A 24034-nucleotide genomic window follows, 5' to 3' on the forward strand; every position below is an offset into this window, starting at 1 on the left:
GTTGAAGCGCAAGGGTGCGGGCCTGCGCAAATGCGAGTGCCCGCGGGCCTGTCGGCTAGCCGGATCCACCGCCTTCAGGCGGCGCCCAGCGCGTCGAGCTTGAACTGGATGATCTGGCGCATGGCCGCATCGTTGGCGCTCAGCTTGTCGAGCGCCTTCTGATAGGCCGACCGTGCTTCCGAGCGCTTGTCCTGGGCTGCCAGCAGATCGCCGCGGCGGTCGGCATACAGCGCCACGAATGGTGCCGGCGGCTCGTTCTTCAGCAGCGCCAGGCCCTGGTCGTAAGCCTTCTCGTCGAGCAGCACGCCAGCCAGGCGCACGCGCGCGAGGTGAGCATATTCGCCTTCACCGTGGTCGATCGCCCACTGCAGCTGGGTCTTCGCGCCGGCCAGGTCGCCTGCATCGTACAGCACCTTGGCCGACACCAGCGCGGTCATGGGGCCATAGGCGGTCTTGCCGAATTTCTGCTCGAGGTCGCCGGCGGCGCGCTTGATCCGCTCGACGTCGCGGCTCTCGGCGGCCTTGACGACCTGCTCGTACAGCAGCGCGGCTTCGCCGGCCTGCTTGCGTTGCCAGTAGTTCCAGCCGCTCCAGGCAGCGAAGGCCAGCAAGCCGGCGATCAGGGCCCAGGTCACGGTATTGCCATACTGGCGCCACCAGGCCTTGAGGCTTTCAAGCTGTTCCTGTTCTTCTAGATCGTAAGCCATGTCGAGGGATCCACCCGCGTGTGTTTGTTATAAGGGACCGCGCCGCGCGGCCCCCGGTTCCGCTGCCTGGTTTTCTTATTCGCTGGCGCCGACCATCGCGTCGATGATGTGGGCAACCAGTTCTTCGGCCGGTACCGTCACCTGCGCGCCACCGCCTTCGGCCTGCGCGCCCTGCCGCAGATCCTTGACCTGGACCGTACCCGCCGCCACTTCGTCGTCGCCAATGATAACGGCATAGCCAGCGCCGTTACCGTCCGCGCGCTTCATCTGCGACTTGAAGCTGCCGCTCTTGCCGTCCGGCGTGGCATGCAGCAGCACGTCGAGCCCGGCATCGCGCAGCCGCTCGGCGACGATCATGGCCTGCAGGCCCGCCGCTTCGCCCTGGTGGACGAGGTACACATCGCACCCTTCCGCCTGCGGCGCGAGTTTCTCCTCGCGCAGCAGCTCGATGATGCGCTCGATGCCCATCGCCCAGCCGCAAGCGGGCGCCGGCTTGCCGCCCATCTGCGCGATCAGCGGATCGTAGCGGCCGCCGCCGGCAATGGTGCCCTGCGCGCCGAGCTTGTCTGTGATCCACTCGAACACCGTCAGGTTGTAGTAATCCAGCCCTCGCACCAGGCGCGGGTTGATCTTGAACGGGATGTTGTTGGCCTTGAGCAGGCGCTGCACGCCTTCAAAGTGGGCCAGCGACTCCTCGCCCAGGAAGTCGATCAGCTTGGGCGCGTTGCTTGCCATTTCCTGCAGCGCGGGATTCTTGGTATCCAGCACGCGCAACGGGTTGGTGTATAGGCGGCGCTTGCTGTCTTCGTCAAGAATGTCCTGGAAGCCTTCCAGGTACTTGATCAGTTCTTCGCGATGCGCGGCGCGCTCGTGCGCCTGGCCCAGCGAATTGAGCTCCAGCCGCACCCCGACCAGCCCGAGATCGTCCCACAGGCGCTGGCACATCATGATGATCTCGGCATCCACGTCGGGACCGGCGAAGCCGAGTGCCTCCGCACCAAGCTGATGGAACTGGCGATAGCGCCCGCGCTGGGGACGCTCGTGGCGGAACATCGGGCCGGTGTACCACAGGCGCTTGGGGCCGTCGTACAGCAGGTTGTGCTCGATGGTGGCACGCACCGCGGCCGCCGTGCCCTCGGGGCGCAGCGTCAGTTGCTCGCCGTTAAGCGCGTCGGTGAAGGAATACATTTCCTTCTCGACGATGTCCGTCACTTCGCCGATGCCGCGCACGAACAGTTGCGTGTGCTCGACGATGGGCGTGCGGATCTGCTGGTAGCCATAGGCGCGCAGCATGGCGCGCGCGGCGTTCTCGAAATGCTCCCACAGCGGCGCGTCCGCGGGCAGCATGTCGTTCATGCCCTTGACGCCCTGCAGTGCCTTGGGCAACTTGATCTTGCTGTCGGCCTTGGCGCCGTCGCTGGCGGCCGCCGGATTCACGGGTTGGTTCATCTTCTCTTGTATTTCCCTGCAGCGCCTGGCCTTGATGGCTCAGGCTGCCGCCTCATTGCCTGCGCGTCCGGCGTCCTTGCCGTAACGGGTCCGCACATAGTCATCGACGATCGCCTGGAATTCCTCGGCAATCCGATCGCCGCGCAGCGTCTTGACCTTGACGCCGTCGACGAACACCGGCGCCGCCGGCGATTCGCCCGAGCCCGGCAGCGAGATGCCGATATTGGCATGCTTGCTTTCGCCCGGCCCGTTCACGATGCAGCCCATCACGGCCACATCCATTTCTTCCACGCCTGGGTAGGCAGTCTTCCAGGTGGGCATCTGCTCGCGCAGGTAGCTCTGGATACTGGACGCCAGTTCCTGGAAGGTAGTGCTGGTGGTGCGGCCGCAGCCGGGGCAGGCAATCACCATCGGGGTGAAGTTGCGCAGTCCCATGGTCTGCAGGATCTCCTGCCCCACATAAACTTCCTTCTCGCGCGCGGCACCGGGTTCCGGGGTCAGCGAGATGCGGATGGTGTCGCCGATGCCTTCCTGCAACAGCACCGAGAGCGCGGCGGTGGAGGCCACGATGCCCTTGCTGCCCATGCCCGCCTCGGTCAGCCCTAGGTGCAAGGCGTAGTCGCACCGCTTGGTCAGCTCGCGGTAGACCGCGATCAGCTCCTGCACTTGCGAAACCTTGCACGACAGGATGATCTGATTGCCGGGCAGGCCGATTTCCTCGGCCTTCTTCGCCGACTCGATGGCGGAGGTGATCAACGCCTCGACCATCACGTTCTGGGCCGGCCACGGCTCGGCGCGCTGCGCGTTCTCGTCCATGACGCGCGCCAGCAGTGACTGGTCCAGACTGCCCCAGTTGACGCCGATGCGCACCGGCTTGTCATGCCGGCAGGCCATCTCGATCATCTGCGCGAATTGCGTGTCGCGCTTCGCGCCCTGCCCTACGTTGCCCGGGTTGATGCGGTACTTCGACAGCGCCTTGGCGCAGTCGGGGAAATCCTGCAGCAGCTTATGGCCGTTGTAGTGGAAGTCGCCCACCAGCGGCACATTCACGCCCATGCGGTCCAACTGCTCGCGCAGGGCCGGCACCGCCGCCGCGGCTTCCGGCGTATTGACCGTGATGCGCACGATCTCGGAACCGGCACGCGCCAGCTCCTTGACCTGGATCGCGGTGCCGATGGCGTCCACCGTGTCGGTATTCGTCATCGACTGCACGCGCACGGGCGCATCGCCACCGATGGTGACCACGTTGTCGCCCCACACCACGCGCGCCTGGCGCGTCTTGCGGCGGGGCAACGGGCCGGGCAGGACCGGCATACAAGCCTGTTGATTCATAGCATTACCACCTTGCAATGCGGAGATACGCATGGCTGGAGAAACGACGTTTCAGGGCAGCGTCAGGCGCGCCACGTTGTTGCGGTTCGCGGACTGCAGGTCGACCGGCGTGCCGTTGCGGGTCAGCGACTCGACGCCCTTGACATTGCCGATCACGATTTTATAAGGCGGCGTACCACCGCCACTCAGATCCTGGCCGGCACGCGCGGTGCCGCCGAGTACGACCTTGCCGCCGCGGTCGCGAATCTCATACCAGGTGTCGGAAGCAAAACGGATCCGCAACTCGCCGGTACCGGCCACCGCAGTTGATACCGCGGTTGCGGCGGGCGCCGCAGCCGCTGGTGCCGCTGACGCAGGCATCGCAGGCGCTGGTGCCGCTGCCGAAGCGGCAATCCCGGCGGAGGCCGGGGCCGCCGGCGCCACCACGGCGGGGCCACTGGCCGGCAGCGCCTCGGAAGGCGCGGGGGCGTCGGACGCAGCCATCACCGGCGGCAGCGCGGCCGTCACGGTACCTGGCTCGCCGCCTTGCACCGTCGCTTCCGCTGCCGGAGGCGCCGTGAGGTTTTCCTTTCGCGCTTCCATCCATTGCTTGAAATGGTCCAGGCCGAACAACACGCCGCCGCCAATCACGGCGACGACCAGGGCCAGCCAGATCCAGCGGCCACCGGAGCCACCCGAGCCAAAGCGGTTGCGGTCGTCGAAGCTTTCGTTCAGGCCGCCTTCGCGGCGCATGCCGATTTCCACCACCGGCACGGCCTGCGCGTGAAAGCGCGCCAGCAGGGCATCGATGTCGACCTGGAGCATTCGCGCATAGGCACGCATCACGCCTTTGGCAAAGGTCACGTCGGGCAACGCCGCGACGTCGCCCTGCTCAATCGCCGCCAGCTTGTGCGCGGCGACTTTCAGCCTCGCACTGACATCTTCCAGCGAGAAACGCTGATCCTGGCGCGCTTGCGCCAGGCGATCACCGATCTCGCGCGCCACCGCCTCGCGCCCGGCGTCGGCGGCGGTGCCGCCCACGTGCCCCGTCGCTGCAGGCTGGCCCTCGGCGCGCTCGTGCTCACTCATCCCATGCTCCTTGTTCGTATGCGGTCAACTCACGCGAATCGGGGAAACGGCTGCGCAACTGTGCCACCAGGGCATTCTGCGCCGCGACGTCGCCCTGACGGCGGGCAATGCGCGCACCCAGCCAGAGGGATTGCGCGCTGACGAAATTGCTGCTGTTGACGCGCCCGACATACTGCTGGGCTCGCTGGTAGTCCCCGCGCTGGTAATACAGCAGCGCCAGGTTGCTGTTCGCCACCGGGTTGCCGCGATCGAATCGCAGCGCGCCAAACAGGCTCTTCTCGGCCGCCTCATCCTTGCCATTGCGCAACTGGCAGGTGCCGAGGCTGGTCAGGGCCTTGCCCGGCCCGCTCGCCGAAGGAGCGGACACCGCGCGCTCCAGGTAGGGCACGCCCTCGGCATAGCGCCCGTTCATGCACAGGAACCAGCCATAGTTGTTCAGTACGTCGCCATCGTCGGCGCGCATCGACAGCGCGGTGCGAAAGCTCTCCTCGGCCAGCACGCGCTCGTTCATATTCATATAGACCAGCGCGCGGATATGGTACGCATCGACCAGGGTCGGATCGATCGCGATGGCCTGTTTCGCTTCGTCCAGTGCAACGCCGTACTGGCCGGCCTCCAGGTAGCTGGTTGCCAGCTGGAGGCGGATCGTGGCGCGGCGGCTAACATCGGTCTGGTCGGATGCCGTCTGCAGTTCCGGCTTGGCCGGCGGCGGCAGCTGGCAGGCAGACAGCAGCACCAGCCCCATCAGGACCGCGACTATCAGACGCGTCATGCAGGGCGCGCCTCTTGCGGCTGGCTGGGAGCAGCCACGATCGGCGTGATCTTGCCGAACTTGCCGCGCTGCGCCAGGCGGGTGCGGTCCTTGACCTCGCCAGCCAGCTGGCCGCAGGCGGCGTCGATATCGTCGCCGCGCGTCTTGCGGATGGTGGTGACAATGCCGGCGTCCATCAAGACCTGGGCGAAGCGACGGATCTGCTCGTTGTTCGAGCGCTTGAGGCCCGACTCCGGGAAGGGGTTGAACGGGATCAGGTTGAATTTGCATGGCACGTCGGCCACCAGCTTCAACAGTTCCCGGGCATGCTCGACACCGTCGTTGACGCCATCCAGCATGCAATATTCGAAAGTGATGAAATCGCGCGGGGCGAATTCGAGATAGCGACGGCAAGCCGCCATCAATTCGGCCAGCGGATACTTCTTGTTGAGCGGCACCAGCATGTCGCGCAGCGGGTCGTTGGACGCGTGCAGCGAAACTGCCAGCGCCACGGGCAAATCCTTGGCCAGGCGGTCCATCATCGGCACCACGCCGGAAGTGGACAGCGTCACGCGCCGGCGCGACAGCCCATAGGCGTTGTCGTCCAGCATGAGGCGCATGGCCGGCACCACCTGATCGTAGTTGAGCAGCGGCTCGCCCATGCCCATCATCACCACATTGGAGATGACGCGGTCGTCCTTGGGGCCACGGCCCAGCTGGGCACGCATGGCGAACTCGGCCATCCATAGCTGGCCGATGATCTCGCCAGTGGACAGATTGCGCGAGAAGCCCTGCTTGCCGGTGGAACAAAAGCGGCAATTGACGGCGCACCCCGCCTGGGAAGACACGCACAGCGTGCCGCGCGTCTCCTCAGGGATGTACACCGTCTCCACCGCATCGCCAGCGCCAACGTCGAGCAGCCACTTGCGCGTGCCGTCGGCCGACAGGTTGTCGGTGATAACGGCGGGCGAGCGGATCTCGGCCCGCGTGGCGAGCTTTTCGCGCAGCGACTTGGCGAGATCCGACATGGCATCGAAACGGCTGGCGCCGAACTGGTGAATCCAGCGCTGCAACTGCCGCGCACGAAACGGCTTCTCGCCGAGCTCCCCGCAATAAGCGGTGAGCGCGTCCGCATCCAGATCGAGCAGGTTGACGAGAGTGTTCATGACGGCAGTATCGACTTCAATATCAGTCTAGTCTTGGGCAATATGCCAGACAATCAGCGGCTGTAAACGTTCATGCCGGGGAAGAAGAAAGCAATCTCGACGGCAGCGGTTTCCGCTGCGTCCGAGCCGTGCACGGCGTTGGCGTCGATGCTGTCGGCGAAATCGGCGCGGATGGTACCGGCTTCAGCCTTCTTCGGGTCGGTCGCGCCCATCAGGTCGCGGTTCTTCAGGATGGCGCTTTCGCCTTCCAGGGCCTGGATCATCACCGGGCCGGAAACCATGAAGTCCACTAGGTCCTTGAAGAACGGGCGGGCTGCGTGCACTGCGTAGAACTGCTCGGCTTCGCCGCGCGACAGGTGAACCATCTTGGCAGCCACGACCTTCAGGCCGGCGGCCTCGAAACGCGCGTAAATCTGGCCAATGACATTCTTTGCCACGGCATCCGGCTTGATAATCGACAGGGTGCGTTCGATCGCCATAAAAACTCCGAAAAATGAAGGGGTTACAACTGGAATAAACGTGCAATTCTAGCACGAGACAGTTATGGTTTCGAGAATGCCCATAGTCGCCCGTCACCGAATGCCGGGACTGATGGAGCTTGCGCCGCAAAGCAGTGCAAAGATCACATTAAATTGAGCGCATGTACAGGGAACGCACAAGGCGCATGGCGATCAAACGATCACTGGCAACGCGGATTCTGCATAAAAGTGGCGAATGGGTTCCCCGCCCCTTGCAATTCCCCCTCCGCGATGCCACATTTGCGTTGTGCCCGCTGGGTTACCCCGGCGCCTCACCGTTTTGAGACAGGAGTCACCATGGATAACAAGCTGAACACATACAGTTTCGGCAGCGGCACCGCAACGAGCGACGTTGCGGTGCGCAATCGGGTCATGCGCAACACTTACTGGTTGCTCGCCATTTCGATGATCCCCACCGTACTCGGTGCCTGGATCGGCGTCACAACCGGCTTCAGCCTGATGAAAGGCAGCCCCGGCCTGTCGCTGATCCTGTTCCTGGGTATCGCGTTCGGCTTCTTCTACGCCATCGAGAAGACCAAGAACAGCAGCATGGGCGTGGTCCTGCTGCTGGCCTTTACCTTCTTCATGGGCCTGATGCTGTCGCGCCTGATCGGGTCGGTGCTGCAGTTCTCGAACGGTCCGGCATTGATCATGTATGCCTTCGGTGGCACAGCGGCGGTATTCGGCGCCATGGCCACCATCGCCACCGTCAGCAAGCGCGATTTCTCCGGGCTGAGCAAATTCCTGTTCGTCGGGGTGATCCTGCTGATCCTGGCCAGCGTCGCCAATATCTGGCTGCAGTTGCCGTCCCTGATGATCACGGTTTCGGTGATCGCCATCGGCATCTTCTCGGCCTATATCCTCTTCGACGTGCAGCGCGTGCTGAACGGCGGCGAGACCAACTACATCACGGCAACGCTGGCAATTTATCTGGACGTGTACAACGTCTTCGCCAACTTGCTGGCACTCCTCGGCATTTTCGGCGGCAACCGCGACTGAGGCGGGCGGCCTCGCGCGCCGCCCTGCTCCGGAACAAGAAAGGCCAGCGCCTGGGCGTTGGCCTTTTTCTTTTTGCCTCGTCCGCCCGCCGGCGCCGGTCATCAGCCCCGATCGAACACCGCGATCGACTCGACGTGCGATGTGTGCGGGAACATATTGACCACCCCCGCGCCCGACAGGCGGTAGCCGGCCTCGTGCACCAGCAAGCCGGCGTCCCGCGCCAGCGTGGCCGGGTTGCAGGACACATAGACAATGCGCTTGGGCAGCACATCGCTGCCAGCCTGGGCCAGTTCGCCCAGCGCCCTGCTTACCGCCAGCGCGCCTTCGCGCGGCGGATCGATCAGCCAGCGGTCGAAGCGGCCGAGCGCGGCGATGTCCTCGGCGCCCACCTCGAACAGGTTGCGGCAGGCGAACTCGGTCTTGTGGTCCAGCCCGTTGACAGCCGCATTGGCAAGCGCCCGCCTGGTCAGGACCTCGCTGCCCTCGATGCCCATCACCGAACGGCCGCGCGTCGCCAGCGGCAGCGTGAAGTTACCGATGCCGCAGAACAGGTCGAGCAGCCGGTCATCCGGCTGGGCGTCCAGCAAGCGCAACGCCCGGCCGATCAGCGCGCGATTGATCTGATGGTTGACCTGGGTAAAATCGGTCGGCTTGAACGGCATCCGGATATTGAATTCCGGCAGCGTATAGGCCAGTTCGCGGTCAAGCGGGTAGAACGGCACCACCGTGTCCGGCCCCTTGGGCTGCAGCCAGAACTGCACGCCGTGCCGGTCCGCGAAGCCGCGCAGCAACACCTCGTCAGCCTCGGTAAGCGGCTCCAGGATACGCAGCACCAGCACGGTCACGTCCTGGCCCACAGCCAGTTCGACCTGCGGCATGCGGTCACGGATCGACAGCCCCGTGATCAGTTCACGCAGGGGCACCAGCAGGGCCGAAACGTGCGGCGGCAGCACTTCGCAGCGCGTCATGTCTGCCACATAGCTGCTCTTCCTTTCATGGAAGCCGACCAGTGCCGTGCCTTTTTTGGCCACATACCGCACGGTCAGGCGGGCCCGGTAGCGGTAGCCCCAGTCGGGCCCCGCGATCGGGCGGAACACCACGTCCGGGCGCAGTTTCGACAGATGCCAGAGATCATCCTCCAGGACGCGTTGCTTGATGGCCACCTGCGCGCGTGCATCCAGGTGCTGCATTGAACAACCACCACAGATACCAAAGTACTGGCAGCCCGGATTCACGCGCATCGACGAAGACTTCTTGATCTCGACCAGATTCGCCTGTTCGTAACTTGCCTTGCGCTTGAAGCTGCGGTAGCTGACGGTTTCGCCCGGCAGCGCGCCTTCGACGAAAATCACCTTGCCGGGAGTGCCGTCTTCATTGACCAGCCGGCCAACGCCACGCGCCTCCATATCGAGGCTGTGGATCTGTACGACGGGCTGCGCCGCGGGCGCGGGCTGAGCGGAAACGGGAGCCGCCGGGGAGGCGGAAGCGCCACCTTCGGGCGCCGATTGGGCTTGCGGACGAGTCACGGCTTGGGACACCTGGGGGACCTGACGTATTGTTTTGTAAAAGCGCGATTGTAGTCCAGACGCTGCCTCGAGCGGCCGCGCGGCGGCTTCGACGTAACAACAATGGGACAAGCGCGCAAGATAGGCGCAACATGGATGCAGCATGCGCGTGGCACCGCCGGCACCGAACACCGGCACCGCGCGCAACGGAATTCGAGCAGGGAGGCGACATGGAACTGATTTCCTGGAATATCCAGTGGGGTCGTGGCGCCGACGGGCGCGTGGACCTGGGCCGCACGGTCAGGACTCTGCGCGCGATCGCGGATGCCGATGTGCTCTGCCTGCAGGAAGTGACACGGGGCTATGGCGACCTCGGCGGCGGACCTGGCCCAGACCAGGTGGCTGAACTGGCGGCACTGCTCCCCGGCTACCGGATTCTGTACGCGCCGGGGGTGGACCGCTTCTCCGCGGATGGTTCGCCGCGCCAGTTCGGCAACCTCATCGCCACCCGCCTGCCCCTGTGCGAAGTGTTCCACCACGCCCTGCCCTGGCCTGCCGATCCAACCGTGCCCTCGATGCCACGCGTCGCGCTGGAAGCTACGGTGCTGGCGGGTGATCGACGCTTGCGCGTGATCTGCACCCATCTCGAGTACTACTCGACGCACCAGCGCGCTGCCCAGACCGACGCGCTGCGCGCATGGCACCGCGAAGCGTGCGAGCACGCCAGCCAGCCCGGCCTGGCGGAAACCGGCCCCGGCCCGTTCACACCCGAGCCGCGCCCCGCCTCCGCCGTATTGTGCGGCGACTTCAACAGCGTCCCGGACGACATTGCCTATCTGCGCATGCTGGCACCGTACGATGGCTCTCACGAGACCGGCATCATCGGTTGGCATGACGCCTGGATGCACGCCAATCCAGGCAAGCCCCACGCGCCCACCTGCGCGTTGCACGACAAGGATCAGTGGCCGGAAGCACCATTTGCGTGCGACTTCGTCTTCCTCACGGAAGACCTGCTGTCGCGCGTGCTGTGCTGCGAGGTGGACAGCGAAACGCAGGCCTCGGACCACCAGCCGATCTATCTGTCCCTGGCGGACGAATAAAAGGGAGGCGGGGCGCTGTCAGATCTCCGGTTCTTCGTCGTCATCGCCGCCAGCGTGCACCGGCTTGACGCGGAAGGACTGGAGGTATTCGATCCACTGCGAACCGGGCAACTCGGCAAGCGATTCCTGCACGAATTCGATCTCGGTATCGAACTGCCGGGGCGTCAGGCCGCCGCGCATCAACTGGAAGCGGCAGTACATCAGATAGGTATTGACGACATCAGTCTCGCAGTAGTCGCGGATCGCGCCCAACTGGCCATCCTGATAGGCCTGCCAGACCTTGCTGCCATCCATGCCCATCTTTCCGGGAAAGCCGCACAACTTGGCCAGGTCGTCCAGCGGTGCGCTGGCGCGCGGCTGGTACATCGCCAGCAGATCCATCAGGTCGAGGTGCCGCATGTGGTAGCGGCTGATGTAGTTATTCCACTTGAAATCGCGGCTGTCAGACTCGCTGCCCTCGCCCATTTCCCAGTAGCGCGGCGCCACGATGCCGTGGACCAGCCCGCGGTAGTGGAGCACGGGCAGGTCGAAGCCGCCGCCGTTCCACGACACGATCTGTGGCGAATAGCGCGCCACCAGGTCATAGAACTTCTGGATCAGCACCGCCTCGCCGTCGTCCATCGTGCCCAGCGAGCCCACATGGAAGACCGGGCTGCCGTCCCGCTGGTTCCGGCGCAACACGCAGGAAATGGCAGCGATGCGCTGCAGGTAGTGCGGCAGGAAATCGCTGCCGTTTTTCTCGCGGCGGGCCGCGAAGGCATGTTCGGCGACTTCGGCGTCGCTCATGGAATCGGGATGGTCGTGCAGACGACGCAATCCATCGACATCGGGAATCGTCTCGATGTCGAAAACCAGCACAGATGTCATAGAACAGCGTCCTTGCGCACGCCTTGCGATGCAAAATGGCGTTTGAGCTTGACCAGCGCCTCTTGCTGGATCTGGCGCACGCGCTCGCGTGTCAGTCCCATTTCCTCGGCAAGTTCTTCCAGCGTGGCCGGCTCGATATGATTAAGGCCGAAGCGGCGCTCCACCACGTAGCGGTGTTTTTCCGACAAGCGCGCCAGCCACTGTTTCATCAGGTTTTCCAGTTCCCGGTGCGCGACCTCCTGGTCGGGCGCGGCGTTGTGCTCGTCCGAGAGGAAATCGAGCAAGCTGGAGCCCGGATCGAGATCGAAAGGCGTGTCGAGCGAGGTGGTGTGTTCGTTGAGCGCGAGCACGTCCTGCACTTCGTCGGGCGTCTTGCCAAGCAGATGGGCGATATCTTCCAGGCTGGCGTCGCGGCCGTCGGTGCCGCCTTTTTCCAGATGACGCTTGGCACGCAGCACCTGGTTGAGCTCGCGGATGACATGGACCGGCAGGCGTACGGTACGCGCCTGGTTCATGATGGCGCGCTCGATGCTCTGGCGGATCCACCAGGTGGCGTAGGTCGAAAAACGGAATCCACGCGAGGGATCGAATTTCTCGATCGCGTGCATCAGGCCGAGATTGCCTTCCTCGATCAGGTCCAGCAGCGGCACGCCGCGATTGAGATAGCCCTTGGCAATGCTGACCACCAGCCGCAGGTTGCGCTCGATCATGACCTGGCGAGCCGAAAAGTCGCCACCCTTGGCCAGCGTGGAAAAATGCAGTTCCTCGGGGGCCGACAGCAGCGGCTTGATGCTGATACGGTTCAGGTAATGCTGGACGGTATCGGCTGCCAGTTCGGTATGCAGCACGGTTCGGAAATCATCATGGTCGGGCGCGGCGGCCTCTGTACCATTCTCGGTTTCCTCTTCGTCCTCGGACTCTTCCTCGTCCTCGTCGCGGGCCTGCCGTTCGACTTCCTCGACCATCAGGTCGGCCTCGCGCAATCCTACCGCCGTACCCGTGGTGATGGGCTCATCGGTCAGTGGAACCATGTCGGCGGCCGGGTCCTGTTCATAGGCTTCCGAATCGGCGTCGGCTCGCGCCACGCCAGCGGACTGCTGCAACTCCGGCTGCTTGGAACGCCGGGTCCGGCTGGTGCTTCCGGTAGAGACAGTTTTCTGGCGTGGCATGAACCCTCACTGTGGCGGCAGATACCGCATCGGATCGACTGGTTTCCCGTTCTTGCGTACCTCGAAATGCAGTTTCACACGATCGGTGTCACTGTTGCCCATCTCTGCAATCTTTTGTCCCTTGCGGACCGTTGCCTGCTCCGTCACCAGCACCTTGTCGTTGTGGCCGTAAGCAGTGAGATATGTATCGTTGTGTTTGATGATGACAAGATTCCCGTAGCCGCGCAAGGGGCCAACGTGAATCACACGGCCATCGTCGGCAGCCTGCACCGCATCGCCCTTCTTGCCGGCAATATCGATGCCCTTGTTGCCTTTTTCGTCGAATCGTCCGATCAACTGGCCGGTGACCGGCCATGCCAGCTTGATTGTGCCATCAGCGGCGGCGGCGGACGCGGGCGCCGAGGGCGCGGAAGCCCCGCCAGCGGCGGCAGTCGACGGAATCGGGGTGGGAACCGGACGAGCCTGGTCGATCGGCTGCGCCTGCACGCTGCCGGGCGCCACCGGCACGGTGGCCACGCCAGAGCCCGCATTCACATCGGCACCCGGCGGCACCACCCGCAACAATTGACCCACCTCAATCTGATTCGCATTCGCGAGCGAATTCCAGGCCGCGACATCGCGGTAGGACTGGCCGTTCTCGAGCGCGATTCGATAAAGCGTATCGCCTCGCTTGACGCGATAGTATCCAGGCGGCGCAGGCTCCAGCGGGACGACGCCAGCGACACCGGCGCCGGAGGTGCGGTCCACCACCGGCGCGGGCATGGGCGAGGAAGCGCAGGCCGCCAGCAGGGCCAGCAACAGGGAGGCGGTGGCGAGCTGCCCGGCGCGGGCGATACGTTCCGTGTTCACGATATTGTGCATAGTTCGACTCAGATAGTGCCCGATTTTAATGGCACAAAGAAAACGGCTTCAAGCGCGGTCCGGTGAAAACGATGCCGGTTACGCCGCTCGATCAACAATAACTGCTGTGTGACGGTCTGGCCCGGCCCGCCGGCGGGGGGCGCCACCGCCACAGGCGCGATCAGCCGCCCGCCGACTGCCAGCTGCTCCAGCAACGCCTGCGGCACCTCCATGCCGGCCGCCGCCAGGATAATCGACGAAAACGGCGCCGCCTGCGGCAAGCCCAGCATGCCGTCGCCATAGTGCAGGCGCAGGTTTGGCACCCGCAACGGCCGCAAGTTCGCTTTGGCTTGTTCGTGGAGCGGACGAATCCGCTCGATGGAAAACACTTCGCGCGCCACCAGGCTCAGTACCGCCGCCTGGTAGCCGCAGCCGGTGCCGATCTCCAGCACGCGCTCCAGCGGCTCGTCGGCGGCGAGGCCATCGCGCAACAGTTCGATCATGCGTGCCACCACCGACGGCTTGGAGATGGTCTGCTGGTGGCCGATCGGCAACGCCGCGTCTTCATACGCTTGCGAAGCCAGCCCAGGCTCGACGAACAGGTGGCGAGGGATAGTGGCAATTGCGTCGAGTACACGCTCGTCGCGGATGCCCGCTGCGCGCAACCGCGCCGCCAACGCGCCGCGCGCCCGCTCGGACGCCATCCCGCCCCCGCCCGCCGTGGACGCACTGGCGCGAGCCTGCACGGCGCTGGCGGCCGGCGTCGGCGCGGCAGGCGCCTTGGCCGCGAGCGACTTGGCGGCCATCGCCGCGCCGCGAGCCCCGCCAACGGCAGGCATGCCGGCGGTACGCGCCGGTGCGGGCTTGCGCTCGACCACGGCGTCCAGCGACAGGGGAAACTTTGGGCGACGCGGGACGGTACTCATGACGGCCAGATACTGCGCGCGCAAGGGCTTATGCGAGCCACTGGTTGATCTGCTCGAGCTGCCCGCGGTGTGTCAGGTCCAGCTGCAAAGGGGTCAACGACACGAAACCTTCGCCCGTGGCGTGGAAATCCGTGCCCTCGCTCGCATCGCGTGCGTCGCCGGCAGGTCCGATCCAGTAGTTGGTGTCGCCACGCGGGTTTACCTGCGTGATGACAGGCTGCGAGGGATGACGCTTGCCTAGCCGGGTGGCGCGATACCCTTTGAGATGCTCGAACGGCAGGCTGGGAATATTGACATTGAGCAGGAAGGGTTCTTCCGCCGGCTTGGCAATATAGCGCTCGACAATGTCGCGCGCCACGCGGGCGGCCGCGTCGAGGTGCGTCCAGCCCTTGTCCACCTGGGAAAAGGCGATCGAGGGAATGCCCAGCAAGAAACCCTCGATGGCCGCGGCGACGGTGCCGGAGTACAGCACGTCCTCACCCATGTTCTGGCCCTGGTTGATGCCTGACACCACCAGATCCGGTTTCTCGTCCAGCAGGCCGGTCAGCGCGATATGCACACAATCGGTCGGGGTGCCGTTGACGAAACGGAAACCTTTCTGCACGCCCTCGCGCGCCTCGAAGATCGACAGGGGCCGTTGCAAGGTCAGCGAATTCGACGCACCGCTGTGGTTTTGCTCGGGCGCGATCACCGTGATGCGAGCCAGCGGCGCCAGCGCGGCATGTAGCGCGGCAAGCCCCGGCGCCAGGTAACCGTCATCGTTTGCGAGGAGGATATGCATGGGCGCGATTGTACCTGACAAGGCTGCTGCGAGCGCCCTGTCCGTACCGCAAATCGTGCTGCCGACCGACCGCCGAAGATGGCCACTGGTGCGCAACAGAACGATCGTGCTATTTTTGCGCTACACTTGCCCGGGCCTGTCTGGCGCAACGCGCATGGACCTCGCGTTCACCCATTTGCGCCATACTCTGCCGGGCATCGAACATATCACCGGAGACATGATGAAAGCCGTACTTTGCAAAGCCTGGGGCCCGCCTGATTCGCTGGTTCTTGAAACCCTGCCCGACCTGGCGCCCGGCGCGGGCGAAGTGGTCATCGACGTGAAGGCGGCCGGCGTGAATTTCCCCGACGTCCTCATCATCCAGAACAAATACCAGGCCAAGCCGCAACTGCCCTTCTCGCCCGGCTCGGAGCTGGCCGGCGTGGTCAACGCGGTGGGAGAAGGCGTGACGCACGTCAAACCCGGCGACAATGTCATCGCCTATCTCGGCAACGGCGCTTTTGCCTCGCAAGCCAAGGCGCCCGCCAGCGCGGTGGTGCCGATGCCGCCGGGCATCGACTTCGAAACCGCCGCGGCATTCACCCTCACTTACGGCACCTCGCACCACGCGGTGATCGACCGCGGCGAGTTGAAGGCCGGCCAGACCATGCTGGTACTCGGTGCCGCCGGCGGCGTGGGCCTGGCCGCGATCGAGATCGGCAAGGCCATCGGCGCGCGCGTGATCGCGGCAGCTTCCACCGACGAGAAGCTCGCGGTATGCAAGGACCATGGCGCCGATGCGCTGATCAACTACAGCACCGAAGACCTGCGCGAGCGCGTCAAGGCGCTGACCGAAGGACGCGGACCCGACGTGATTTACGATCCGGTCGGCGGCATCTACGCCGAGCCGGCGTTCCGCTCGATCGGCTGGCGCGGCCGCTACCTGGTGGTGGGTTTCGCCAATGGCGAAATCCCCAAGCTCCCGCTGAACCTCGCGCTGCTCAAGGGCGCCTCGCTGGTGGGCGTGTTCTGGGGCGATTTCGCACGGCGCGAACCCAAGGCGAACCAGGCCAATATGGCGCAGATGCTGGGATGGATGAAGGAAGGCAAGATCCGCCCGCATATCTCCGCGCGCTATCCGCTGGAGCAGGCGCCGCAGGCCCTGAAGGACATGGAAGCACGCAAGGTCACCGGCAAGATCGTCATCGTGCCCTGACCGCGCGCGCCTTCGGCGCGGTGCAAAAGAAAAAACGCCTGGCACCTTGGTGCCAGGCGTTTTTTTGCGCCGTCGATCTTCACGTCACCATGGCGGCGGCGCCCCGCCCCGCCGTTCAGAAGCGATGCTGCAGACCGGCGGTCACGCCCACCTGGTTGTTCGCATAGCCAATGAAATCACGCGACAGGCTCACGTTCTGGCCGTTGCGGGCCTTGGCGTAGCCGCCCGACAGGTAAGCCGTGGTGCGCTTGGACAGCGCGTACTGGGCCCGCACCGAGAACAGAATCGGATCGGCGTCGCTGCCACCCTTGATGTTCTGCTTGTAGACGGCACCATACAGCGTGAAGGCCGGTGTGAAATCGTACGAAGCACCCCCCCAGTACATGTCGCTGCGCTGGGATGCTGCGGCGGTGGTAAAGGCGCGCTTGTAGTTGCGGTAGCCGGCATAGAGTCTCAGGTCGCCGAAGGCGTAGCTGGCGCCGGCGTGAATGCCCTGGATGTAATCCGTCGCGTCGGCCGGCGTGGTGCTGGTGCCGGCGCCGTTCTGGCGATCCCAGGTGGCGGCCGCGGCGAAGCCGCCCGCGCTGTAGCCCACGCCGAGGTCGTATTTGGACAAGCTTTTGAAACTGCCGGCCACTTCGCCCAGCGCTACCGTGGCGCCCAGCTTCACGCCGCCGAAATTGCCGTCATAGCGGATCGCGTTGGACGCGCGCGAGAACAAGCCGTCCTTGCGATCGCCGGTCGCCGTGGACGAAGTCGCCCAGGAGTAGTTCGGCGCGTACCCCATCGGGTCGAACGGCAGCATGAAATCGTAGGTGGTGGTAAAGGTGCGGCCCAGCACAACCTGCCCGTACTTGTTGCTGGACAAGCCGACGATGGCGCGGCGGTCGAACAGCGTGCCCTCGGAGTCCAGCCTTCCGGTATCGATGGCGATGCCGCTTTCCAGCTGGAACAACGCCTTCAGGCCGCCGCCCAGGTCCTCGACGCCGCGCATGCCCCAGCGCGACGTGTTCTTGCCGCCCGAGACCAGCTTCGTTACCGAGCCGTCCGGGCCGGCGTGGCTGGCGTATTCGATGCCGGCATCCATGATGCCGTACAGGGTCACGCTGGATTGCGCCGCGGCGGTACCGGCCAGGCTCATGCCCAGTGCTGCCAGCGCGATCGATTTCAACTTCATGACGTCTCCTCTTGTCGTAGTCGTGGTGCGTTGTTGTTTGGTGCCGGGGCAGCCCCCCGGGATGGCACGCATGGTATGGCAGGCGCACTTTCAGTTCGCTTTCGAAATTCGACGGATTTCATCGGCCCACGGGCGTTGGGGGTTGGGAGTTTCCCTAGCTTCAAAGTCGGGCCGGATGCCTGTATTCCTCTGCGGCTGCCGATTTCGCCGTTGCGGTGGCGCGCGCTGACTTTTCCGCTTTTCAAGGGGGCCCTGCCCTCGCCTAAACCATGCGAATCCTGCTTGTTGAAGACAATGTGATGCTGGCCAATGCGCTGGTCGAAGCGCTGACCCAGGCCGGCTTCGCCGTCGACTGCATGCACGACGGGCGGGCCGCCGATCACCTGCTGGCGACGCAGGACTACGCGCTGCTCATCCTCGACCTTGACCTGCCCAAGCTCGATGGGCTCGAGGTGCTGCGGCGCCTGCGACAACGGCGCAATGCCTTGCCCGTACTGATCCTGACCGCGCACGGATCCGTCGAGGACCGGGTAAAGGGGCTCAATCTCGGCGCCGACGACTACCTGTCCAAGCCGTTCGACCTGTCCGAGCTGGAAGCCCGCGCCCGCGCGCTGATACGCCGCAGCCACGGGCACGAGAGCACGCAATTGCAATGCGGCACGCTGTGCTATGACGGGATCAGCCGCGCGTTTACGCTGAACGGCGAAACGCTGGCACTGACCCGGCGGGAGCGCGCGGTGCTCGAAGTGTTGATGCTGCGCGACGGACGCGCCGTCAACAAGGAGGCCATGTCGGAGAAAATCTTCGGCATCGACGAGTCGGTCAACCCCGATGCCATCGAGATCTACGTGCACCGCCTGCGCAAGAAGCTGGATGGCAGCGGCGTGGCCATCGTCACCCTGCGCGGGCTGGGCTACCTGCTCGATGCGGGCGCCCAGGCTGGCGCGGCCCTGCCCGCCGCGCGATGAAAGTACCGAGCCTGCGCCTGCAGCTGTCGCTCTGGCTGCTGCTGCCGTTGCTGATGTTGCTGGCGCTCGACGCATGGATGACTTACCACCGCGCCATGGATGCCGCCCACGTGGCATTCGACCGCACGCTGGAAGCCTCGCTCAAGTCGATGCGCGAAGGCATCCGCCTGCATGAAGGCCGCTTCGCCATCGACGTGCCCTACCTGGCGCTGGAGATTTTCGAGTCCGAGGCCGGCAGCCGCATCTATTACGTGATTCGCGATGAAAAAGGTGCCACGCTGACCGGCTACGACGACCTCCCGATGCCTGCCGCGCCCAAGCCCCAACTCTACAAGACCGTTTTCTACGATGCCCGTTTCCGGGGAGAGCCGGTGCGCATGGCGGCCCAGCCACTGCCGGTGCGCGACACGCCGTCGGGACAGACGCGGCTGGTCTGGGTACTGATCGGCGAGACCATCGAGCCGCGCCAGATGCTGGCGCGCGATATCCTGACCGGTTCGCTGCAGCAGGAACTGGTGCTGGTGACGCTGGCACTGGGTATCGTCTGGCTTGGCGTGCGGCGCGGCCTGCGGCCGCTGCACCGGCTCAGCGGCACGGTGGCCGCGCGCGGCGCCGATGACCTGGCGCCGCTGGAACATCGGCACCTGCCCGCCGAGATGCAACCGCTGGTCGAGGCCATCAACCAATATGTCGCGCGCCTGCACCGCATGCTGCTCGCGCGCAAGCGCTTCTTTGCCGACGCGGCCCACCAGTTGAAGACCCCGCTGGCGATCATGCAGGCACAGTCCGAGCTCGCGCTGCGCGAGCACGATGGCGAACGCATTCGCCGCCACCTGCGTCCGCTGCACGATACCGTGCGCCAGGCGGCCAGAGGCGTACAACAATTGCTGTCGCTATCGCGCCTGGAACCGGACAGCGGCTATGCGCCGGCACTGCAGCCCCTGCGCCTCGACCTGCTCGCCAGGGACGCTGCGCTCGAATGGACAGCGGTGGCGCGCGCCGGCCGGGTCGACCTGGGCTTCGAGGCCCAGGCGCCGGTACACGCGATGGGACAGGCAGAACTGCTGCAGGAGCTGGTCGGCAACCTGGTAGACAACGCGATCCGCTATGCCGGCCATGGCGCGCAGGTGACGGTCCACGTGGCCGCGCGGGGAAAACAGCCGTTGCTGCAGGTGATCGACAACGGTCCCGGCGTTGCAGACGAGGAGCGCGACAAGGTATTCCGGCGTTTCTATCGTGGCGAATCCACCCAGGCGCAGCAAGGCAGCGGCCTTGGCCTGCCGATCGTGCGCGAGATTGCACGCACCCATGGCGCCACGGTAACGCTCGAGCAAACGCCGGGTGGCGGCCTGACGGTCAGCGTACGCTTTGCGCCGGTGGCGGCTGCGAGTGCCGCCACCTGACCCGCATCGCGTTGCCTTCGACGGTGCCGCTAAGGCGGGCAATTGGTCGGCACGGCAAGCTCCTGGCGAAAAGGATCGACCTTCAGGCTGGGGTCCTTCGCGCGCAGGCAGTAGGTTCCCGCTGCGCCCCGCACTCGCGCGGTGCGATTCACACCCGCCTGCCCTTCGCCGAGATCCGCGCCCGGTGCCGCGGCAGCAATGCCCGCGGCAAGCCGGCGCGCGGGCGACGCCACCGCATCCGAGGCTGCGCGCTCGAAGCTCGCCCCGCCCCGCTGCCTGCTGCGGGCGATATTGTCCAGTGCGGCGCCGGGGACTGGCGGCGCGTCGCCGGAGGCAGGCGGTTCCAGCCGCAACATGGGTACCGTGGCGGCACCGGAGGGTGCCGCACGCGTAGGGTGCGCAGAGACCGTTGCCGCGGCAGGCGGCTGCACGGGCTGCTCAGCCCGTGCAGCGGGGCGCGCTCCGACTGCAGGCTGGCCACGCGTGGTCGCGGCAAGTGGCGCGTGTGCTGGCATGACAGGGATTGGCGGCGCCGCGGAAGGCATGACGGTGACCCATTGCAAGGCCTTCGCGCCGGCTTCGTCCCGCCGCTGCGGTTCGGAAAGCAACTGCCGGGCAGGCCAGGGCACCGGCGCCAACACCAGGACATGCGCCGCCAGCACCAGTGCGGCCACGATCAGGCGCTGGCTGCGGGCGCCGCGGCCGGCAGTCGGTATCGGGTACGTCAATGGCATCGGTGGCTTGCCTGCGCATCCCGGCGCCTCGGCGCTGGAACGCGCAGCATGTCTCGGGCAATGGAAATCAGGTCCCGATTCTAGGTGAAAATAATTGTCTTAAACACAAAACATTACGCCCGACAATTGCGCCCTACCCCCGTCGACAGTGCCAGATGAAGCGGCACCAGGGCAGGCTACGCAATTACCTCGMAAAATAAAAACGGCCGGAGGAAAGTCATCCTCCGGCCGCTCCTATTGCCACGCGCGATCGCCGCCGCGCCATGCCGATGCCAGTCTTACAAGCGCTCGGTCTCCCCGCTACGCGGTTGCCACTTCATCAATCGCTTCTCCACGATGCCCACCAGCGTGTCGAGCACCAGCGCCGCCGCGGTCAGCACCACGATGCCGGCGAACACGGTGTTGATGTCGAAAGTGCCTTCGGCCTGCAGGATCAGGTAACCCACGCCCCGCGCCGAGCCCAGGTATTCGCCCACCACCGCGCCCACGAAAGCCAGGCCAACCGAGGTATGCAGCGAGGAGAAGACCCAGCTGGTCGCGCTCGGCAGGTAGACATGGCGCAGCAGCTGTTTCTGGTTTGCGCCCAGCATGCGCACATTGGCCAGCACCACCGGGCTGACTTCCTTGACGCCCTGGTAGACGTTGAAGAACACGATAAAGAACACCAGCGTCACCGCCAGCGCCACCTTGGACCAGATGCCCAGACCGAACCACACGGCGAAGATCGGCGCCAGAATCACACGCGGCATCGAGTTCATGGCCTTGATGTAGGGATCGAGGATGGCGGACGTCAGCGGGCTGAGCGCCAGCCACAGGCCAACGCCGAGCCCCGCCGCCGTGCCGATGCCGAAAGCCAGCAGCGTCTCGATCAGGGTCACGCCGAGGTGGATATAAATATCGCGCTCGACCACGAACCAGTTCCAGATACGCTGGGCCACCATCAGCGGTTCGCCGAAGAAGAAGGCAACTTGTTGCGAGCGCGTGGCGATATGCCAGGCGCCGAGGATCACCACGAGGACGAGCAACTGCCAGAATCGCAGCATGCCCTTGGAGTCGGGACGGAAAGCCATGGGAATCGGAGTTCGAATTTAAATCAGACAGGATTGAGTGGGAAGCGGGCGGGCCGGGCCATCGTGGCGACCGGCGCGCTCGCGGAGTTCGTTGCGCGCAATGCGCCGCGCGAAGTGACGGTAGTCAACTCACGCAACCTTGCGCTGCTGCGCATAGCCCTTGAGGACTTCCTCGCGCAGCACATCCCAGATCGCGGCGTGCAGTTCGACAAAACGCGGGTGATTGCGTATCTCGGCGACATCGCGCGGACGCGGCAGGTCGATGGCGAATTCGCCGATCGGGTGCGTGCCCGGCCCCGCCGACAGCACCACCACGCGATCGCTCATGGCGATGGCCTCATCGAGATCGTGGGTGATGAACAGGACCGCCTTGCGCTTGGCCGCCCACAGGTCGAGCACTTCGTTTTCCATCAGCTGACGGGTCTGGATGTCGAGCGCGGAGAACGGTTCATCCATCAGGATGATGTCCGGATCGAGCACCAGGGTCTGGGCCAGGCTGACGCGCTTGCGCATGCCACCCGAGAGCTGGTGCGGATAGCGGTCGCCAAAACCGCCCAGGCCAACGCGGCGCAGCCAGGCCTCGCCCTCTTGCTCTGCCTGGGCGCGCGCCATGCCGCGGAATTCCAGCCCGGCGATCACGTTGTCGAGTGCGCTGCGCCAAGGCATCAGGGCCTCGGCCTGGAACATGTAGCCGGCGCGGGTGTTGATGCCCCGCAGCGGCTCGCCGAACACGCGCACCTCGCCAATCGAGGGCTGCAGCAAACCCGCCCCCACATTAAGCAAGGTGGACTTGCCGCAGCCGGTCGGCCCCACCACGGAGACGAATTCACCCGGCTGGATATCCAGGGTGACATCCTTGACGGCGGTATAGCGCTGGCTGCGGTCTTCGCGCGAGACGAAGGTGCAGGTGACGTTGTCGAGGGAAAGTGCGGCAGTGCTCATGGCAGGCTCTTGGCGGATACGGTGCTGAATAACGCTGACTGCGCGAACGGTGCGAACCGTGCAAGCGATACGGACAGCGCAGTACCGCGTGACAGGAATAACGTGGAAGGCAAGTTCAAGGCGGCGTGCCCGATGCCATGGCCGGCATCGGCGCTTGCCAATGCAAAGGCCCGCTGCACGCAGCGGGCCGCCGGCACCCTGGGCGCGGGCGATGCCTTATTTGTACTTGGCGTTTGCCTTCTGCACGAAGCTGTTGGTGAAGGTGTTTTCCAGCTTGATGGTCTTGCCCTTCAGGTCCGGATCGAACTGTTGCAGCGCGCTCAGCGCGGTCTTGGGGCCGTCGGCGGGCATGCTGCCGTCCGGCGAGATGGCTTCCTTGACCTTTTCCCAGGCAGCCAGGTAGAGCGCGCGGTCGCCCAGCAGGTAGCTTTCAGGCACGGTCTTGACGATGTCCGACGGACCGGCCTTCTGCAGCCACTTGAGCGCGCGCACCATGGCGTTGGTGAGCGCCTGCGTGGTGTTCGGGTTCTGCTGGATAAACGCCACCGATGCATAGAGGCAGCCCGACGGCATATTGCCGCCGAACACGGCCTGGGTGTCCTTCAGCGTGCGGGTATCCGAGGCGATGCGGACTTCGTTCTTCTGGGTCAGCATCGACACCACCGGATCGAGGTTGGCCATCGCGTCGATCTGGCCGGAGCGCATTGCCGCCACCGCGCCGGCGCTGGCGCCGACACCGATGAAGGAAACGTCCGACGCCTTCAGCCCTGCCTTGGCCAGAACGAAGTTGGCCATCATATTGGTCGACGAACCCGGCGCGGTCACGCCGATCTTCTTGCCCTTCAGGTCGGCCACCGACTTGAAGTCGGGCATGGTCTTGTTGGAAACCATCAGCACGATCTGCGGGGCACGGCCCTGCAGCACGAACTCCTGGTACTGCTGGCCCTTGGCCTGCAGGTTGATGGTGTGCTCGTAGGCGCCGGAAACCACGTCGGCGCTGCCGCCCACCACCGCCTGCAATGCCTTGGCACCGCCGGCGAAGTCGACGATCTCGACGTCGAGGCCTTCATCCTTGAAGTAGCCAAGGCGCTCGGCGATGGTCAGCGGCAGGTAGTAGAACAGGTTCTTGCCACCCACGGCGATGGTGATCTTGGCCTTCTCGGGCTTGCCTTGCGCCTGGGCGTAGCCACCGAACGTGAACCAACCCGCAAGGAACAGCGCCAGCGCGAGCAGCGCCTGCTTCCAGAACTTCTTGTTATACATTTTTCTCTCTCCTACCTGTTGTACCCGGCTGCCGGCCGGCGGCATGCACCGTTGCGTGCCATCCGCCGACGCCAGCCGCCGATCTCGCGCTCATGCGTGCCACG

The 24034-nt window shown here is 65.1% G+C and carries 23 protein-coding genes; 5 read left to right on the forward strand and 18 right to left on the reverse strand.

Annotation, left to right across the window (positions count from 1 at the left end; all coding sequences use genetic code 11):
* Window positions 1-74: 74 nt before the first annotated feature.
* The 7 genes from AC1DS6_RS19185 to ndk all read right to left on the reverse strand — a co-directional run bounded on the left by AC1DS6_RS19185 (window position 75) and on the right by ndk (window position 6952).
* A complete protein-coding gene (locus AC1DS6_RS19185; RefSeq protein WP_441632046.1) occupies window positions 75-707 on the reverse strand; it encodes a YfgM family protein in 633 nt (210 codons plus the stop codon).
* A 75-nt stretch (window positions 708-782) separates the two neighbouring features.
* Window positions 783-2156, reverse strand: a complete 1374-nt coding sequence (gene hisS, locus AC1DS6_RS19190; protein WP_441632044.1) for a histidine--tRNA ligase — start codon at window positions 2154-2156, stop codon at window positions 783-785.
* A gap of 39 nt (window positions 2157-2195) precedes the next feature.
* Window positions 2196-3488 (reverse strand): flavodoxin-dependent (E)-4-hydroxy-3-methylbut-2-enyl-diphosphate synthase, encoded by a 1293-nt coding sequence (gene ispG / locus AC1DS6_RS19195; RefSeq protein WP_441632042.1) that lies wholly within the window; start codon window positions 3486-3488, stop codon window positions 2196-2198.
* Between the two features lie 51 nt (window positions 3489-3539).
* Entirely contained in the window at window positions 3540-4556 is a 1017-nt protein-coding gene (locus AC1DS6_RS19200) for a RodZ domain-containing protein (protein WP_477102926.1), read from the reverse strand.
* Window positions 4549-5328 carry a type IV pilus biogenesis/stability protein PilW gene (gene pilW, locus AC1DS6_RS19205; RefSeq protein WP_035874855.1) on the reverse strand — a complete coding sequence of 260 codons (780 nt, stop codon included), beginning with the start codon at window positions 5326-5328 and terminating at the stop codon, window positions 4549-4551. The genes AC1DS6_RS19200 and pilW overlap by 8 nt, the downstream gene beginning before the upstream one ends.
* A complete protein-coding gene (gene rlmN / locus AC1DS6_RS19210) occupies window positions 5325-6473 on the reverse strand; it encodes a dual-specificity RNA methyltransferase RlmN (protein ID WP_276290033.1) in 1149 nt (382 codons plus the stop codon). The genes pilW and rlmN overlap by 4 nt, the downstream gene beginning before the upstream one ends.
* Window positions 6474-6526: 53 nt before the next feature.
* Window positions 6527-6952, reverse strand: a complete 426-nt coding sequence (gene ndk, locus AC1DS6_RS19215) for a nucleoside-diphosphate kinase (protein ID WP_441632036.1) — start codon at window positions 6950-6952, stop codon at window positions 6527-6529.
* A gap of 336 nt (window positions 6953-7288) precedes the next feature.
* Between ndk and AC1DS6_RS19220 the strand changes: the two genes are divergently transcribed.
* Window positions 7289-7990 (forward strand): Bax inhibitor-1/YccA family protein, encoded by a 702-nt coding sequence (locus AC1DS6_RS19220; RefSeq protein WP_477102927.1) that lies wholly within the window; start codon window positions 7289-7291, stop codon window positions 7988-7990.
* Window positions 7991-8091: 101 nt separating this feature from the next.
* Here AC1DS6_RS19220 and rlmD read toward each other — a convergent pair whose 3' ends face one another.
* A complete protein-coding gene (gene rlmD, locus AC1DS6_RS19225) occupies window positions 8092-9546 on the reverse strand; it encodes a 23S rRNA (uracil(1939)-C(5))-methyltransferase RlmD (RefSeq protein ID WP_441632068.1) in 1455 nt (484 codons plus the stop codon).
* Window positions 9547-9725: 179 nt separating this feature from the next.
* Here rlmD and AC1DS6_RS19230 point away from each other — a divergent pair, with 179 nt between their 5' ends.
* The gene (locus AC1DS6_RS19230; RefSeq protein ID WP_035874841.1) at window positions 9726-10595 is read left to right on the forward strand and encodes an endonuclease/exonuclease/phosphatase family protein; all 870 of its coding nucleotides are present in this window, start codon (window positions 9726-9728) and stop codon (window positions 10593-10595) included.
* Between the two features lie 18 nt (window positions 10596-10613).
* Here AC1DS6_RS19230 and AC1DS6_RS19235 read toward each other — a convergent pair whose 3' ends face one another.
* Genes AC1DS6_RS19235 through surE form a run of 5 tightly spaced genes read right to left on the reverse strand, consistent with a single transcriptional unit; the run spans window position 10614 to window position 15178 of the window.
* Entirely contained in the window at window positions 10614-11462 is an 849-nt protein-coding gene (locus AC1DS6_RS19235; RefSeq protein WP_441632032.1) for a 3'-5' exonuclease, read from the reverse strand.
* On the reverse strand, window positions 11459-12631 hold the full coding sequence (gene rpoS, locus AC1DS6_RS19240; RefSeq protein ID WP_035874835.1) for an RNA polymerase sigma factor RpoS: 1173 nt from the start codon (window positions 12629-12631) through the stop codon (window positions 11459-11461). Before rpoS ends, AC1DS6_RS19235 begins: the two co-directional genes overlap by 4 nt.
* A gap of 6 nt (window positions 12632-12637) precedes the next feature.
* Window positions 12638-13492, reverse strand: a complete 855-nt coding sequence (locus AC1DS6_RS19245) for a peptidoglycan DD-metalloendopeptidase family protein (RefSeq protein WP_441632030.1) — start codon at window positions 13490-13492, stop codon at window positions 12638-12640.
* A gap of 8 nt (window positions 13493-13500) precedes the next feature.
* On the reverse strand, window positions 13501-14397 hold the full coding sequence (locus AC1DS6_RS19250) for a protein-L-isoaspartate(D-aspartate) O-methyltransferase (protein WP_477102928.1): 897 nt from the start codon (window positions 14395-14397) through the stop codon (window positions 13501-13503).
* 28 nt (window positions 14398-14425) lie between these two features.
* Window positions 14426-15178 (reverse strand): 5'/3'-nucleotidase SurE, encoded by a 753-nt coding sequence (gene surE, locus AC1DS6_RS19255; protein WP_045239443.1) that lies wholly within the window; start codon window positions 15176-15178, stop codon window positions 14426-14428.
* Window positions 15179-15398: 220 nt separating this feature from the next.
* Here surE and AC1DS6_RS19260 point away from each other — a divergent pair, with 220 nt between their 5' ends.
* Window positions 15399-16373: an NADPH:quinone oxidoreductase family protein gene (locus AC1DS6_RS19260; protein WP_441632066.1), complete on the forward strand. Its 975-nt coding sequence runs from the start codon at window positions 15399-15401 to the stop codon at window positions 16371-16373.
* A 115-nt stretch (window positions 16374-16488) separates the two neighbouring features.
* On the opposite strand, the gene AC1DS6_RS19265 is transcribed toward AC1DS6_RS19260, so the two are convergent.
* Window positions 16489-17550 carry a porin gene (locus AC1DS6_RS19265; protein ID WP_441632026.1) on the reverse strand — a complete coding sequence of 354 codons (1062 nt, stop codon included), beginning with the start codon at window positions 17548-17550 and terminating at the stop codon, window positions 16489-16491.
* Window positions 17551-17819: 269 nt separating this feature from the next.
* On the opposite strand from AC1DS6_RS19265, the gene AC1DS6_RS19270 reads away from it, so the two are divergent.
* Both AC1DS6_RS19270 and AC1DS6_RS19275 read left to right on the forward strand, forming a co-directional pair.
* Window positions 17820-18518 carry a response regulator gene (locus AC1DS6_RS19270; RefSeq protein WP_477102929.1) on the forward strand — a complete coding sequence of 233 codons (699 nt, stop codon included), beginning with the start codon at window positions 17820-17822 and terminating at the stop codon, window positions 18516-18518.
* Window positions 18515-19921: a sensor histidine kinase N-terminal domain-containing protein gene (locus AC1DS6_RS19275; protein WP_477102930.1), complete on the forward strand. Its 1407-nt coding sequence runs from the start codon at window positions 18515-18517 to the stop codon at window positions 19919-19921. Before AC1DS6_RS19270 ends, AC1DS6_RS19275 begins: the two co-directional genes overlap by 4 nt.
* A gap of 29 nt (window positions 19922-19950) precedes the next feature.
* Here the strand turns inward: AC1DS6_RS19275 and AC1DS6_RS19280 are convergent, their stop codons facing one another.
* From AC1DS6_RS19280 to AC1DS6_RS19295, 4 genes are all read right to left on the reverse strand, one after another.
* The gene (locus AC1DS6_RS19280; protein WP_441632020.1) at window positions 19951-20655 is read right to left on the reverse strand and encodes a hypothetical protein; all 705 of its coding nucleotides are present in this window, start codon (window positions 20653-20655) and stop codon (window positions 19951-19953) included.
* Window positions 20656-20933: 278 nt separating this feature from the next.
* On the reverse strand, window positions 20934-21725 hold the full coding sequence (locus tag AC1DS6_RS19285; protein WP_441632018.1) for an ABC transporter permease: 792 nt from the start codon (window positions 21723-21725) through the stop codon (window positions 20934-20936).
* Window positions 21726-21854: 129 nt separating this feature from the next.
* The gene (locus AC1DS6_RS19290) at window positions 21855-22667 is read right to left on the reverse strand and encodes an ABC transporter ATP-binding protein (RefSeq protein WP_035874817.1); all 813 of its coding nucleotides are present in this window, start codon (window positions 22665-22667) and stop codon (window positions 21855-21857) included.
* A 216-nt stretch (window positions 22668-22883) separates the two neighbouring features.
* Window positions 22884-23930 (reverse strand): ABC transporter substrate-binding protein, encoded by a 1047-nt coding sequence (locus AC1DS6_RS19295; protein WP_441632016.1) that lies wholly within the window; start codon window positions 23928-23930, stop codon window positions 22884-22886.
* Window positions 23931-24034: the final 104 nt, after the last annotated feature.

It is taken from the genome of Cupriavidus sp. 05L310 (assembly GCF_056398185.1).